The 14927-nt window shown below is 71.6% G+C and carries 12 protein-coding genes; 4 read left to right on the top strand and 8 right to left on the bottom strand.

The genetic code is table 11. The features are described 5' to 3' along the window. Nucleotides 1-33 precede the first annotated feature (33 nt). Genes AB0H84_RS29080 through AB0H84_RS29115 form a run of 8 tightly spaced genes read right to left on the bottom strand, consistent with a single transcriptional unit; the run spans nucleotide 34 to nucleotide 10069 of the window. Complete coding sequence (locus AB0H84_RS29080) at nucleotides 34-2766, bottom strand: glycoside hydrolase family 38 C-terminal domain-containing protein (RefSeq protein WP_357610821.1); 2733 nt, start codon at nucleotides 2764-2766, stop codon at nucleotides 34-36. Beyond that, nucleotides 2763-3842, bottom strand: coding sequence for a Gfo/Idh/MocA family oxidoreductase (locus AB0H84_RS29085; protein ID WP_357610824.1), 1080 nt, complete (start codon nucleotides 3840-3842; stop codon nucleotides 2763-2765). The genes AB0H84_RS29080 and AB0H84_RS29085 overlap by 4 nt, the downstream gene beginning before the upstream one ends. Then, nucleotides 3839-4735, bottom strand: a complete 897-nt coding sequence (locus AB0H84_RS29090) for a TIM barrel protein (RefSeq protein ID WP_357610826.1) — start codon at nucleotides 4733-4735, stop codon at nucleotides 3839-3841. Before AB0H84_RS29090 ends, AB0H84_RS29085 begins: the two co-directional genes overlap by 4 nt. Further along, nucleotides 4726-5904 (bottom strand): CehA/McbA family metallohydrolase, encoded by a 1179-nt coding sequence (locus tag AB0H84_RS29095; RefSeq protein ID WP_357610829.1) that lies wholly within the window; start codon nucleotides 5902-5904, stop codon nucleotides 4726-4728. The genes AB0H84_RS29090 and AB0H84_RS29095 overlap by 10 nt, the downstream gene beginning before the upstream one ends. Next, the gene (locus AB0H84_RS29100; protein WP_357610832.1) at nucleotides 5901-6965 is read right to left on the bottom strand and encodes an ABC transporter ATP-binding protein; all 1065 of its coding nucleotides are present in this window, start codon (nucleotides 6963-6965) and stop codon (nucleotides 5901-5903) included. The genes AB0H84_RS29095 and AB0H84_RS29100 overlap by 4 nt, the downstream gene beginning before the upstream one ends. Continuing rightward, on the bottom strand, nucleotides 6965-7783 hold the full coding sequence (locus tag AB0H84_RS29105; protein ID WP_357610835.1) for a carbohydrate ABC transporter permease: 819 nt from the start codon (nucleotides 7781-7783) through the stop codon (nucleotides 6965-6967). The genes AB0H84_RS29100 and AB0H84_RS29105 overlap by 1 nt, the downstream gene beginning before the upstream one ends. Further along, nucleotides 7780-8706 (bottom strand): sugar ABC transporter permease, encoded by a 927-nt coding sequence (locus AB0H84_RS29110; RefSeq protein ID WP_357610838.1) that lies wholly within the window; start codon nucleotides 8704-8706, stop codon nucleotides 7780-7782. Before AB0H84_RS29110 ends, AB0H84_RS29105 begins: the two co-directional genes overlap by 4 nt. After that, on the bottom strand, nucleotides 8681-10069 hold the full coding sequence (locus tag AB0H84_RS29115; RefSeq protein ID WP_357610841.1) for an extracellular solute-binding protein: 1389 nt from the start codon (nucleotides 10067-10069) through the stop codon (nucleotides 8681-8683). The genes AB0H84_RS29110 and AB0H84_RS29115 overlap by 26 nt, the downstream gene beginning before the upstream one ends. A gap of 262 nt (nucleotides 10070-10331) precedes the next feature. Here AB0H84_RS29115 and iolC point away from each other — a divergent pair, with 262 nt between their 5' ends. Genes iolC through iolD form a run of 4 tightly spaced genes read left to right on the top strand, consistent with a single transcriptional unit; the run spans nucleotide 10332 to nucleotide 14867 of the window. Then, nucleotides 10332-11282 (top strand): 5-dehydro-2-deoxygluconokinase, encoded by a 951-nt coding sequence (gene iolC, locus AB0H84_RS29120; RefSeq protein ID WP_357610844.1) that lies wholly within the window; start codon nucleotides 10332-10334, stop codon nucleotides 11280-11282. Between the two features lie 11 nt (nucleotides 11283-11293). After that, complete coding sequence (locus tag AB0H84_RS29125) at nucleotides 11294-12184, top strand: deoxyribose-phosphate aldolase (protein ID WP_357611251.1); 891 nt, start codon at nucleotides 11294-11296, stop codon at nucleotides 12182-12184. After that, entirely contained in the window at nucleotides 12181-13020 is an 840-nt protein-coding gene (iolB, locus tag AB0H84_RS29130; protein WP_357610847.1) for a 5-deoxy-glucuronate isomerase, read from the top strand. The genes AB0H84_RS29125 and iolB overlap by 4 nt, the downstream gene beginning before the upstream one ends. Further along, nucleotides 13017-14867 carry a 3D-(3,5/4)-trihydroxycyclohexane-1,2-dione acylhydrolase (decyclizing) gene (gene iolD / locus AB0H84_RS29135; RefSeq protein WP_357610850.1) on the top strand — a complete coding sequence of 617 codons (1851 nt, stop codon included), beginning with the start codon at nucleotides 13017-13019 and terminating at the stop codon, nucleotides 14865-14867. Before iolB ends, iolD begins: the two co-directional genes overlap by 4 nt. The last annotated feature ends 60 nt before the right edge of the window (nucleotides 14868-14927 follow it).

Below are 14927 nucleotides of genomic sequence, written 5' to 3' on the forward strand. Positions count from 1 at the left end.
CCGCAACATTACAACTGGCGTTCGATCCATTACTCAGAGTTGACGAATTTGGATGGTCGCGATTTCCCACGGCCCCATGGGCAGCCGTACCACGCCATCGATGGCCTGCACGGACTCGCCGGGACGGCCGCGCAGATCCGCTCGCCGCGCCTGCCCGAAAGCGCCGGAAATGACGGCTTCCGTGGCGTCAGGGGTCAGCGCCACCATGCGCAGCTCCTGCCAGTCGTCACGCATCCTGAGCGAGGTCATCACCACCCCGTCCCCCGTCACCGACAGCCCGGCCGCCGGGGAAGGCAGCGCGAGCGCCCGGTCGCCCTGGCCGGGGACCACCAGGAGGTCGTGGCGGAAGGTCTCCGCCTGGGGGACCACCTCCTCCCAGGACTCCTGGTACGGCATCAGCGCCAGGCTCACCGAGCGGAGCCCGCGTGACTGGGCGGCCGGGGTCGGGAGCTGGGGGCCGGCCGGTTCGGGGCGGAGGGCGTTGCGGTTGCGGGAGAGGTAGCCGACCGAGCGCAGCAGGGTGAGGGCCAGTTCGCCGTCCACCAGCTCGTACTCCGTCACGTGCTCGAGCAGCGCCGCCACGCCCCCGGCCGCCACCCACGACGAGGCGGGGAAGGTGGGCAGCGGGGTCTCGCCGCAGCCGCCCTCCGAGGTCGTCCCGCGGGTCACGACCGCGAACTGGCCCTCGGCGTGCGACTGCGACGCCGGCGCCGGCAGCGGCACGTGCAGGCGCACCCGATGGTCCTCGCACCGGTTGTCGAACTCGACGTGGAGCCGCACGTAAGGCTCGCCGGCCCGCAGCTCGACGCGGGTGGTGACGACGATCTCCTCGGTACGGGGGCTCCGCGCGGGCGCCGGGAGCTCGGGAGCGCCCTCGACGCCGTCGCCCGAGGCGGGCCAGAGGTACGTGCGCCGCACGTCCACCCGGGCCACCACGGGACCGGAGCAGATGAGCTCGGTCTCCACGGACGACGGCTCGGAGACGATCTGGTCCGTGAGAGGGGGCGCGTAGTTGTAGGTGTCGCCGACGTCGCCGCCGTCCACGATGCGGCCGGCGCCCGTGATCGTGGTGCCGTCCCGGCCCTCCAGCGTCAACGTGCCGTCGCCGGCGATCGTGACCCGCAGCAGGCCGTTCTCCAGCACCTGCTCGTCCCCGCGCACCGGCGGGGTCGCCGGGTCGGAGCCGAGCCGGCAGGACGGGTCGTGCTCCGTGGGCAGGCGGCCGGATGCGGATGTCCCGTACACCTGCTCGTACGGAGCGGGCCGCAGGCTGGTGTGGCCCAGCGGCGGGACCTCGATCAGGGCCGCGACCTTGCGCCTGGGCTCGGCGAGAATGCGCACGCGGGTCACCCCGTCCAGGGACCCGCGCAGGTCCTCCACGTCGAAGGCCAGCGCCGTCTCCCGCGCCACCGTGAACGTCAGCGTCTCGCCCTCGATGGACCAGCCCGTGATCTGCTGCCCGTAGAGCTCGGTGCCGTGGATGAAGGTCAGCGCGAGTGCCGGGTCCATCTCCTCGTCGAGCAGCAGCGTCCCGGCGTACTCCAGGGTCTGCGAGGGCACCGGCGCGCCGGAGGCGTCGACGAGCGGGTCCGTACCGGCCAGGTCCACGACGACCACGCCGCTGCGCGTCTGAGGTGTCGGGTTGACGACGAGCGCCCCGTCGGAGGGCACCGACCCGGCCAGGCGGGCGGTCACCATGTCGCGTACGGCCTGTCCGAGGTGCTCGGCCTCCGCGATGCGCGCGGCCACCTGCTGGGCGGTGTCGTCGACGCCACAGCCGGTCACCGAGTCGTGCCCGCTGGCGTCCACCAGCCGCCACCACGCCATGTCGAGGAAGCGGCCCGGCCACTCCCCGCCCCAGAGGGTGGCGAGGGGCTCGGCGTAGCGCTCGACCATGCGTTCGGCGCGGCCCATGGCCTGCTTGACGTGGGCGCGGACCGAGATGACGCCGGGCAGGATGTTGGCACGCGCGTGGGAGCGCAGCTCGCCGGGCACGCGCGGCAACCCGTCCACGTCGCCGGGATTTTCCCCGATATATCCGGACAGGGTGTCCATTCGGGCGCCGATCGCGGCCACCATGTCCGGGAGCCCGCGTACGGGCGCCGAGTGGTCGGTGCCGTACATGGCCAGCAGCGGCCCCTCCGGCCCGTGCCACTCCCGCATGGTCGTCACGAACGCGGCCGCCCGCTCGGCCAGCCCGGACGGGTCGGAGAACAGGTGCGCGCCGTTACCGTACCCGCCCGCGGGCAGGTACTGGGTACGCAGCGCCGTCCCGTCGGGCGCGACCCAGGCGAAGGCGTCGGTGACGACCGAGGACGGCACCCCTCGGTAGACGCACGCGTGCAGCAGCCCGGCCTTGCGCAGGATCTGCGGCATCTGCGCCGTGTGCCCGAACATGTCGGGCAGGTAGCCGACCGGCATCGCCCCGCCGAGCTTGTCCGCCCGGGCCATGCCCAGCTCGAGGTTGCGCACGATGTTCTCGCCCGAGCACAGGAACTCGTCGAGCAGGATCTGCCACGGGCCCACCGCCAGCCGCCCCGACTCGACGAGCGCGGCGATGCGGTCGCGGTTCTCCGGCCGCACCTCCAGGTAGTCGTCCACGCAGGCCAGCTGCCCGTCGAGGGTGAAGTGGTAGGCGGGCTCGCGCTCCATCTGGTCGAGCACCTCGTCCAGCAGCGCCACCAGCCGCAGCCGGAAGCGCTGGAACGGCTCGTACCACTCCCTGTCCCAGTGCGTGTGCGGGACGACGACGATCTCGGCGCTCACACGGCCTCCCCTCCAATGGGCAGATCATGCTGTACGGCGTAACGGGCGGCGATCCGCTGGGCCGTCACGATGTCCTCCAGCCCGCCGCCCACGTCGGTGAGCGGCGGCTTGCCATCGTTCACGAAAGCATGGAAGGCGGCCAGCTGCACCTCGAACGCCTCGGTGACGTCCCGGTACTCCGTACGGCTCTCGGCGCCGGACACCACGGTCAGGGTCGTGGGGGCGTTCATCAGGTAGGGCGAGGGGAAGACCAGCTCCAGCGAGCCCTTGTCGTGGTGGATCGCCACGGTCTCGCGGTAGGCCGGATAGTCCTCCAGGTAGTGCCAGCGGATCGAGAACCGCCCCCGGACCGGCAGGGGCCCGCTGATCTCGACGGACCCGGGCCCGGGACCCCATGTCTCAACATGCGAAATGTCCGCAGGAGATCCGGTGAAGCGCCTCAAGAGCGACAAGTCATGGCAGATCGACCCGAGCGCCACCCCGTACAGCGCCCGCACCGCCTCCGGCGCCGGCTCCCCCAGCGCCCGCGAGACGAGCGCGCGCTCGGCGGCGCGCAGCGAGTCGAGCAGCCCGGGGTCCACGTCCCGTGCCTGGGTCAGGTTCGCGAAGGCCAGCTGCGACTCCCCGCTGGGGTGCAGCACGGTCACCTCGACCGACCTGACCACCTCCGGGCCGCCCAGCTCGGCCAGCAGCTCCTCGGCCCGGCGCACGGCCGGGTCGTACTGCTTCATGTAGCCCACCATCAGCCGGCCCTCGGGCAGCGCCGCCACCTCGGCCCTGGTCAGCGCGAGCGGCTTCTCGCACAGCACGGCGTACCCGGCGGCCAGCGCCCGGCCCACCGTCTCCCCGTGCGAGCCGGAGGCGAGGACGAGCACGGCGTCGAAGCCCCCGGCGGAGATCAGCTCCTCCACCGCCGTGTAGCGCCCGGCCGCGCCCAGCCGGTCGCCCACGGCGTCGGCCAGCGTCCGCGACAGGTCGCAGACCGCGACCACCTCGAACAGGTCGCGCCGCCTCGACAGCAGCGGCACGTACACCGCCTGCGTCACGGCGCCGCATCCCACCAGCGCGATTCTCAAATTCCCAAGTCCTTCAGCTTCTGGCGGTTGGCCGCCTGGTCGGCGATGTTCTGGGCGACGGTGCGGCGTCCGGGCAGGGTGTCCTGCTCGATGATGATCCATCCCGCGTAGTCGATCTCGTCGAGGGTGCGCAGCACGGCGGGCAGGTCCAGCTCGCCCTCACCCAGCCGGGCGAACCCGCCGCGTCCCATGAGCTCGCGCAGGTCGGCGCCGTCGGCGAGGGCCGCGGCGAGGATCTTCGTGTCGCCGTCCTTGATGTGCACGTGCCCGACCCGGCTCGCCCAGTCCCGCAGGGCCGTCACGGGGTCGCCCCCGGCCAGCAGCAGGTGGCCGGTGTCGAGGCAGAGCTGCACGTCGGTCAGCTCCAGCAGCCGCTCCACGTCGTCGGGGGTCTCGACATAGGTGCCGAGGTGGTGGTGGAAGGCGGGCTCCAGCCCGCGCTCGCGGCACCGGTCGGTGGCGTCCTGCACGCGGGCCGCGTAGCCCGCCCACTCGGACGCCGCCAGCCCTGGAACGCTCCCACCGGGGCGCGCGAACCGCTCGGGCGATCCCGAGCAGGCCAGCGTGGGCCGCGGCCCGAACCCCTCCGGCGCCGGCGGCGCGGCGGCGAACACGTCGAGCGCGGACTCCAGCGCGGGCAGCCCGTCCTGGTAGGCCCCCGCGTCGCGGTAGGGCAGGTCCACCCAGCCGCCCGCGAGCAGCAGCCCGCTCCCGGCCAGCCGGTCGGCGAGCCCGGACCCGGTGCCCAGGTAACCGATCGGCCCGGAGTCGATGCCCTCGTAACCGGCCTCGGACAGCGCCCGGACCATCTCGTCGGCGCTGAGCGGCGGCGCCTCGGTGGCCAGCTCGAACACGCCGAAGCTCACGGGCGCGTTGGCGACTTTCACTCGCACAGTGCGATCACCTCGTTCTCGTACGTTTCCAGGCGGTGCCGTCCGTCAATGGCCCGCAGTAACGTGCGCTCCCCCCGTACGACCTGCCGCGTGCCGTCGGGGCGTACCAGCACCAGGCCGTCGGCGTCCAGCGCGAGCAGTTCGTCGCCCAGTCTGAGCAGCAGCGGCCCGTCGGGGCCCGTGGAGACGGCGGTGCGCCCGGCGCGCACGCCGTCCAGCACCGTGCCCGTCTCCTCGGCCAGCACCCACGTCGTCGGCGCGCCCGGCAGGCCGTCGGAGCCGGTGCGGTGGAAGTCGCTGCCGCCGATCGCGATCACGTCGTCGCGCCAGGCGTCCGCCCAGGCCAGCGGCGCGCCCCAGCGGCGGTCCCACCAGCCGGAGCTCCAGACCTCGGCGATCCGGGGCCGGCGGTCGATGGGCAGCAGCCAGGCGCAGTCGCCGCCGAGCGGGTGGTTGATCGAGATCAGCCCGCCCGCGCGCTCGGCGTGCTCGACCCAGGAGTCGGCCGGCTGCCTGAAGTCGACCCAGCCGACGTCGCCGAACACGTTCGCGTGGCCCCGGTCGGTGGTGACCTCCTGGCCCGGGATGAGCGTGATGTCACGGTCGATCCTGGCCAGCCACGGGTGGTGGCTGACGGTGTTGTGGTCGGTGACGGCCAGGAAGTCGAGGCCGCGGCCGTGCGCCAGCTCGGCCAGCTCGGCGATGGTCAGGCTGCCGTCGCTGTGCAGGGTGTGGGAGTGGAAGTCCCCGGCGAACCACCGCAGGCCGTCGACGGAGGGGATGTCCCGGCGCGGCGGGCGCTCCCCGTGCGGGGGCTCCTCCGCGACCGGCTCGGCGGGGACGGCGGCCGAAGTGGTGATCTCGAGCTCGTAGTCGAGCCCCTGCGGCGGGATCCGGTGCAGCCGCAGCCACACGTGCCACGTCCCGGCCTCCGGCTCGCCCGGCAGGTAGCCGGGGGTGGCCCAGTCGCGAGTGATCGAGTACGAGTCACGCGCGCCCCCGGACCAGCCGCGGAAGCCGTCCGGCGCGCCGCAGCCGAGGTCGATCACGCCTTGCGACCTGTCGTACGACAGGCGGACGGAGACGGCCGCGGTCCCGGCGGGCACCTCGAACGGCACCTCGCGCAGGATCCGCTCCAGCCGGTCGTCCAGACTCCAGTGACCTCTCACACCAATTCCCCGTCCCGGTAGACGAGGGCGCGGTCGCGCCGGGGCGCCGCGTGGCCGTTCTCGCCGATCTCGGGCTCGCCGCCCTCCGGCACGACGGCCTGCACGGTCACGCCGTTGACGTCGAGGGTCACCAGGTGGGACGCGCCGAGGTTCTCCACGATGACGACCTTGCCGCCCAGCGCGCCGTCAGCGGGCTCGGACGAGTAGGCCAGGTATTCGGGCCGCACGCCGTACACGATCTTCTCCCCGTCGGACAGCCGTCCTTCGGCGGAGGCCGGGACGGCCACCTTGCACCCTGCCACCTCCAGCGTGTCACCTCGTACGGTGCCGTCCAGCAGGTTCATGGGTGTCGAGCCGATGAACCCGGCCACGAACGTGTTGGCGGGCCGCTGGAAGACCTCGGCCGGGGTGCCGATCTGCCGGATGTGCCCGCTCTCCATGACGGCCATCCGGTCGGCCATGGCCAGGGCCTCCGCCTGGTCGTGGGTGACGAAGACGGTGGTGACGCCCAGCTCGCGCTGGAGCTTCTTCAGGAACGTACGGGCTTCGAGCCGCAGCCGGGCGTCCAGGTTGGACAGCGGCTCGTCGAAGAGGAACGCCTGCGCCTGCGTGGCCATCACCCTGGCCAGCGCCACGCGCTGCTGCTGCCCGCCCGAGAGCTGCCCCGGCCGCCGGTCCATGAGGTGTTCGAGGCCGAGCCGCGCCCCCACCTCGGCGGCCTTGTCGCGGCGCGTGCCCTTGGCGACCTTCTTGATGCGCAGCGGGTAGGCGATGTTCTCCGTGACGTCCATGTGCGGGAAGAGCGCGTAGTCCTGGAAGACCATGGCGACGTCCCGGCCGCCCGGCTGCACGCCTGTCACGTCCCTGTCGCCGATGACGACGGCCCCGCCGGTCGCGGTCTCCAGCCCGGCGATCGTGCGCAGCAGCGTCGTCTTGCCGCAGCCGGAGGGCCCGAGCAGGGCGAAGAACTCGCCGTCGGGGATGGCCAGGTCGAGCGAGTCGAGCGCCTTCACCCCGCCGGGGTAGACCTTGGTCAGGCCGCGTAGTTCGATTCCGGCCATTAACGCTTGATCCCTCCGTGGAAGCGGAAGCCGTACTTCTTGCTGACGAACAGATACATGAGCACCACGGGGACCGAGTAGAGCAGGCCGAACGTGGAGAGCATGCTGAGGTTGGCCTGCCCACCCTCGGTGTACAGCGTGTACGTGATGACGGCGGCCGGCTGCTTCTCGACGTCGCTCAGCAGCAGGTACGGCATCAGGAAATTTCCCCACACGTTGGCCACGGACCAGACCGCGATCGTCGCCAGCCCGGGCCGTACGAGCGGCACCACCACGTGCCGCACGATCTGCAGCGGCGTGGCCCCGAACACCCGCGCCGACTCCTCGTACGACTTCGGCGTCGAGTCCATGAAGTCCTTGAGCATGAAGATCGCCGCCGGCAGCAGCCCGCCGGTCAGGATGAGGATCAGCCCGAGCTGCGAGTCGATGAGGTTCAGCTCCACCGCGAGCTGGAAGAGCGGCACCATGGCCGCCGTCCCCGTGATGATCGACGACAGCAGGAGCAGCGCGTAGAGCAGCGCGTCCCGGCCGGGCAGCCGCACCCGGCTCAGCGCGTACGCGGCCAGCGCGGCCATGATCACCACCAGGACGGCCGTGCCGACCGACAGCAGCAGGGAGTTGTAGAGCGACGGCAGCGCGTACGGATGCTCGATGACCGCCTCGAAGTTGGCCCAGGTGAAGTCCGGCACCTGCACCTCGTACGTCGGGTTCGAGGTGAAGGGCGCCGTCACCAGCCACAGCAGCGGGATCGTGAAGAAGGCCAGCAGCACCGCGATCAGCGTGTAGAAGCCGATCCGGCCCAGCACGAAACGCGTCATTTCTTGCTCCGGAGCAGCCGCAGGTAGAACACCGCCACGACCAGGTTGATGAGCAGGATGATCGTGGAGACCGCGGCGCCGTGGCCGAGTTCGCCGCTCTGCAGCGCGACCTTGTACACGTGCACGGCCAGCACCTCGGACTTGCCGTCGGGGCCGCCCGCGGTGAGCAGGAAGGGGGTGAAGTCGTTGAAGGTCCACAGGCTGATCAGCAGCAGGTTCGTCAGGATGTGCCCTCTGATGTGCGGGAACACCACGTCCCTGAGCTGCTGCCAGCCGGAGGCCCCGGCCAGGCGGGCGCTCTCCAGGTGCGACGGGGGCACGTTGCCGAGCGCGGCGCCGTACAACATCATCGAGAACGCCGTGCCGCGCCAGATGTTGAAGACGATGATCGACAGCATGGGGTGGTCGAGCAGCCAGCCGAAGCCCTGGATGCCGAGCAGCGCGTTGAGCGTGCCGGCGTCGCGGTCGAGCAGCGCGACCCACAGGAACGACACGATCGCGCTGGGGAGGATCCAGGCCAGGATGACCAGGCCCTCGACCAGCCGCTTCAGCGGGCCGCGCCGGTCGCGCAGCAGCCAGGCGATCGTGAAGCCGAGCCCGACCTGCCCGATGACGGCCGAGCCCGCCACGAACTCGACCGTCAGCCACGTGGAGCTCCAGAACTCCGGGTTGGAGACCGCCTCGATGAGGTTGGCCGGCCCGACGAACTGCGGCTCGGCCGCGGCGGCGCCGGTCAGGCGGTAGTTCGTGAGCCCGAGATAGAGCACCCAGAGCGCGGGGAAGACGAGGAAGACCGCGACGAGCAGCAGGGCGGGGGCCACGAAGACCCCTGCCCGCAGCCTGCCGAGGCCCGCCGCGTCCGAGCTGTACCGGTCCGGCCCGGCGGCCTCGGCGACCTCAGGAGGCGATGTTGCCAGCGCCACCGACGATTCCCTCAAGCTTCTTCTGGTAGTCGGCCGCCGCCTGGTCGGGCGGGGTGCCGCCGGCCACCGCGGCGGAGGCCTCCTGCAGCGCCACCGACACCTGCGGGTAGACGGCGACCGGCGGCCGGTAGGCCGTCAGCGGGAGCACCTTCTCAGAGATGTAGGCCAGCAGCGGCTCGTTCGCGAGGATCTCCTTGTTGACGTCGGAACGCGGCGTGATGCGCACGTTGCCGTCCTTGGTCTCCTCCTTCAGCCCCTCCGGCGACAGCGTGAACGCGGCCAGCTCGAAGGCCTCCTTCGGGTGCTTGCTGTTGGGGTTGACGGCACGCAGGGCGCCGCCGGACATGCTCACGAAGTCCTGGCCGCGGATGCCCTTGCCGGGCTCCATGGCCGGGATCATGGCATAGCCGACGACCTGGTCACGGTCCGCCATCTTGGCCACGCCGGTCTTGGGGTTGACGACGCCGCGCCAGAAGTAGTCGCCCTCCAGCAGGATGCCGATCTTGCCCGCGGCGAACTGCTGGAACGACTTGTCGCGGCCCTTGGCCTCCTGCTGGAGCTTGGGGTCGCCGAGGCCGCCGCCGTAGATCTTCTGGTAGAGGCCGAGCGCGTCCTTCATCGGCTGCGAGGCGCCGGTCCACTTGCCGTCCTTCTGGACCTCGCCGCCCGCGCCCGCGAGCAGCGGCAGCACGCCCTGCATGGAGGTGGCCTCGCCCATCGCGGTGCCGGCGTTGATCTGGATCGGCACGGGCACGCCGGAGGACTTCAGCTTCGCGCCGGCGTCGAGGATCTCCTGCCAGCTCTTCGGCTGCCAGTCGGCCGGGAGCCCGGCCTTCTGGAAGAGGGTCTTGTTGAAGTAGAGCACCCGGCCGTCGGTGCCGACGGGCAGGGCGTACTTCTTGCCGTTGAACGAGGCCATGCCCTGCACGGCCTCGGGGATCTGCGACCAGCCGTCCCAGTTGTCGGCGTCCGCCCCGGCCAGGTCCGACAGCGGCTTCAGGTAGCCGGCCTCGGCGAACTCGCCGGCCCAGATGCTGTCGATGTCCATCACGTCCGCGCCCTTGCCTGACTTGAGGTCCAGGGAGAGCTTGGTCTTGTACTGCTCGTCGTCGACGCCGCTGGGGATGAACTTGACCTTGACGTCCTTGCCCTTCGCCTTCTGGGCCGCCTCGAACTTGGGGATCACCCAGTTCGTGATGAAGTTCGCGCCGGCGGCGTTCTTCCCGCCCGCGATGGCGTTCTGGGTGATCGTTAATTCGATGGCGTCACCACCTCCGCCGGACGATTGGCCGCAGGCGGCCAACCCCAGCCCGGTCGCCGCCAGGACCGCGACCACACCCATCGACCGTTTCCGCAATGCCATGCGTACCCTCCGACATGTCCGTAAAGGAGGTAAAGCCATCGGCCAATATGTCATGACATGCAGATGACGTAAAGGCCTCGCCAAACTTCGAGGATGTGCCCACATGCTGCGCCTTTACCCGGACATCCGGGCGCTAACAGTTCGACACCTTCCGTTGTGCGTCGCACGGGTTTCGGTCTGGGCACGTTAGGTAACATAGCGGACGTCCGAATGTCATGACAATATGCCATAGTGTCGACAGTAGGCTCGCCTTGGAGGTGCTTTGTACGATCTGATCACGATCGGCCGCTGCGGCGTCGACATCTACCCGCTGCAGAGCGGCGTCGGCCTGGCCGACGTCGAGAGCTTCGGCAAGTTCCTCGGCGGCAGCCCGACCAACGTGGCCGTCGCCGCGGCGCGCCACGGGCTGCGCTCCGCCGTGATCACCGGCGTGGGGGCGGATCCGTTCGGGGAGTTCGTACGGCGGGCGATCCGCGGCTTCGGCGTGGACGACGCCTTCGTGAGCACCATCGAGGGCCCGCCGACGCCCGTGACGTTCTGCGAGATCTTCCCTCCCGACCACTTCCCGATCTACTTCTACCGCGGCGAGCATCCGCCGGACCTGCGGATCTCCCCTTCCCATCTGGACCTCGGGGCAATCGCGGACACGAGCCTGTTCTGGTTCTCGCTGACCGGGCTGAGCAAGGAGCCGAGCGCCGCCGCCCACGCCGCCGCCCTGTCGGCCCGCGCGTCGGCGCGCACGTCGGGGTGGACCGTCTTCGACCTCGACTGGCGGCCGACACTGTGGCAGTCGCGGGAGGCTGCGCACGAGGCGGCGCGGCGGGCGCTCCCGTACGCGAACGTCGCCGTCGGCAACCTCGACGAGGTGGAGACCGCGGTGGGCGTGCGCGACCCGGAGGCCGCCGCGCAGGCGCTGCTGGACGCGGGCGTGAAAGTGGCCGTCGTGAAAATGGGCCCCGAGGGGGTTCTCGCGCGTACCTCTGAGGAAAGTGCCTTGGTGGAGCCGGTGGAGGTGAAGGTGGTCAACGGCATCGGGGCGGGCGACGCGTTCGGCGGCGCCCTCTGCGTCGGACTGCTGCGCGGCTGGCCGCTGGAGCGCACGGTGCGCTTCGCCAACGCGGCGGGCGCGTACGTGGCCGCCCAGCTGGCCTGCGCCGACGCGATGCCGTCCACGTCGGAAGTGGAAGACCTGCTGAACGGGGCCGGCTCTTGAGCGACGTCACACTGTCCAGGACCGCCGGGTACGAGCGGCTCACCCATATCAGGGCGACGCGCCCCGAGGAGATCGCCGAGGCCGCGGCCCGCCGGCAGCGGCGCGGCCTGCCCGGCGAGGACGAGCGGCTGCTGATCATCGCCGCCGACCACCCGGCCCGCGGCTCCCTGGCCGTACGCGACCGGCCGCTGGCCATGGCCAGCCGCACGGACCTGCTCGACCGCCTCCAGGTGGCGCTCGCCCGCCCCGGCGTGGACGGCATCCTGGCCTCCCCCGACGTGCTGGAGGACCTGCTCCTGCTGGGCGCGCTGGAGGGCAAGCTGGCCTTCGGCTCCATGAACCGGGGCGGCCTGCAGGGCTCGGTCTTCGAGCTGGACGACCGCTTCACCGGCTTCGACGCGGCCTCGATCGACGCCATGCGCCTGGACGGCGGCAAGATGCTCTGCCGCATCGACCCCAACGACCACGCCACCGTGTCCACCCTGGAGTCCTGCGCCCGCGCGGTCACCGACCTGGCCCGCCGCCGCCTGATGGCCATGGTGGAGCCCTTCTGGGCGCGGCGCACGGAGTCGGGGGCGCTCCGCAACGACCTGTCGCCCGAGGCCGTGATCCGCTCGATCAGCGTCGCCCAGGCGCTCGGCGTGACCTCGGCGTACACGTGGCTCAAGATCCCGGCCGTGCCGGAGATGGAGCGCGTGATGGCCGCCACCACGCTGCCCGCCCTGCTGCTCGGTGGCGACCCGCCGGACATCGACGCCGCCTACGCCGACTGGCACCGCGCCCTCGCCCTGCCCGGGGTGCGGGGCCTCGTGGTGGGCCGCGCCCTGCTCTACCCGCCGGATGACGACGTGGCGACCGCGGTGGACGGCGCCGCGAACCTGGTTCGAGAGGCTCGTAAATGACATACATCCCGTACGGCAAGGCCGCCAACGGCCCCTGGTCGGTCGAGATCACCCCGTCCTCGGCAGGCTGGACGTACTCGGGGCTGCGCATCGTGGACCTGACCGACGCCCCGGTCTCCTTCGACACGGGCGAGGAGGAGATGCTGGTCCTCCCGCTCGCGGGCTCCTGCACGGTGACGATCCCCGACGACACGTTCGTGCTGGCGGGCAGGGCCTCGGTGTTCGACGGGCCGAGCGACTTCGCCTATATCCCGATCGGCACCCAGGTGACCCTCCAGGGCGCCGGGCGGATCGCTCTGCCCTCGGCCCGCGCCACCGAGACGCGTCCCCCCAGGTACGTGGCCGCCGCCGAGGTCGCGGTCGAGATCCGCGGCGCGGGCCAGGCCACCCGCCAGGTGAACAACTTCGCCTCCCCCGACGCCTTCGACTGCCACAAGCTCATGGCCGTCGAGGTCATCACGCCGGGCGGCAACTGGTCGTCGTACCCGCCGCACAAACACGACACCGACAATCCGGGCGAGGCGGTCCTGGAGGAGATCTACTACTTCGAGGTGCGCGACCAGGGCATCGGCTACCAGCGCGTCTACTCCTCCGAGCGCGGCCACATCGACACCCTGGCCGAGGTCTCCTCGGGCGACGCCGTCCTGGTCCCGTACGGCTACCACGGCCCCGCCATGGCCGCCCCCGGCTACGACATGTACTACCTGAACGTCCTGGCGGGCCCGGCGGAGCAGCGTTCGATGGCGTTCTGCGACGACCCGCGCCACGCCTGGATCCGCTCCTCCTGGGAGGCCCAGGCCACCGACCCGAGACTGCCGTTCGGGAGGACCTCATGACCCAGCTGACCGTCGGGCAGGCCGTCGTACGCTTCCTGGCCCAGCAGTGGAGCGAGCGCGACGGGCTGGAGCGCAGGTTCTTCGGCGGCATCTGCGGCATCTTCGGCCACGGCAACGTCGCCGGGCTCGGCCAGGCGCTGGCCACCTCCACCGAGGACCTGCCCTACCACCTGAGCCGCAATGAGCAGGCCATGGTCCACACGGCCGCCGCCTACGCCCGGGCCTCCAACCGCCTGGCCACGCTGGCGTGCACGACCTCCATTGGCCCCGGCGCGACCAACATGATCACCGGCGCGGCCGGTGCGACGATCAACCGGCTGCCGGTGCTCCTGCTGCCCGGCGACATCTTCTCCACCCGCGTGGCCGGCCCGGTGCTGCAGGAGCTGGAGGATCAGCGCTCGTACGACATCTCCGTCAACGACTGCTTCAAGCCGGTCTCCCGCTACTGGGACCGGATCAACCGGCCCGAGCAGCTCCCGTCCGCGCTGCTGGCCGCCATGCGCGTGCTCACCGACCCGGCCGAGACCGGCGCGGTGACGCTGGCGCTGCCGCAGGACGTGCAGGCGGAGGCGTACGACTGGCCGGACGAGCTGTTCGCGCGGCGCGTGTGGCACATCCCCAGGCCCGCGCCCGAGCGGGCGGCCGTGTACCGGGCGGCCCGGCTGGTCAAGTCGGCCGCGCGCCCGATCATCGTGGCGGGCGGCGGGACGATCTACAGCGAGGCCACCGAGCAGCTGCGGATCTTCGCCGAGACGTACGGCATCCCGGTGGCCGAGACGCAGGCCGGCAAGGGCGCCCTCCCGTACGGGCACCCGCTCGCCGTGGGGGCGATCGGCGCCACCGGCACCACGGCGGCCAACGCGCTGGCCCGCGAGGCCGATCTGGTCATCGGCATCGGCACCCGCTACAGCGACTTCACCACGGCCTCCCGGACGATCTTCGCGCCGGACGCCCGGTTCCTGAACCTCAACATCACCGCCTTCGACGCCGCCAAGCTGTCGGGCACGCAGCTGGTGGCCGACGCCCGCGAGGGGCTGGCGGACCTGGTCGAGGCGTTCGCGGGCTGGAGCGGCCCGCCGCGCGCCTACCGCGAGCGGGCCGCCGAGCTGACCCGGGAGTGGGACGCGGCCGTGGACCACGCGTACGCGCTGGAGGGCTCGCCGCTGCCCCAGTCCGCGGTGATCGGCGCGGTCAACGCGGCGGCGGGCGACGACGGCGTGGTGGTGTGCGCGGCCGGTTCGATGCCCGGCGACCTGCACAAGCTCTGGCGGCCGAGCGGCCCGGGCAGCTACCACGTCGAGTACGGCTACTCCTGCATGGGCTACGAGATCGCCGGCGGCCTGGGCGTCAAGCTGGCGGCGCCGGAGCGCGAGGTGTTCGTCATGGTGGGCGACGGCTCCTACCTGATGATGGCCCAGGAGCTCGTCACGGCGGTCTCCGAGGGGATCAAGCTGATCGTCGTCCTGGTCGACAACTCCGGTTTCGCCTCCATCGGCCGGCTGTCGGAGAGCGTCGGCGCGGAGCGGCTCGGCACCTCGTACCGGCACCGCGACGGCGGGCCGCTGCCGGTCGACCTCGCCGCCAACGCGGCCAGCCTCGGCGCGTCGGTGCTGCGCCCCGAGTCGGTCGCCGACCTGCGCAAGGCGCTCGACGCGGCCCGCTCGGCGACCGAGACCACGGTGATCTACGTCCGCACCGACCCGATGGCGGACGACGTGCCGTCCTCCGAGGCGTGGTGGGACGTGCCCGTGGCGGCGGTCGGCACGACGGACGCGACCCGGGCGGCGCGGGAGACGTACGAGGTGAACAAGCTCTCCCAGCGGCCCCACCTCACTCCGCCCGGCTGACCAGGATTGCCGCCGATCCCTCGAGGGAACGCCTCTGACCAGGCAGAACGGGGGGCAGGA

The organism is Nonomuraea sp. NPDC050786 (assembly GCF_040654115.1).
GTDB lineage: Bacteria > Actinomycetota > Actinomycetes > Streptosporangiales > Streptosporangiaceae > Nonomuraea.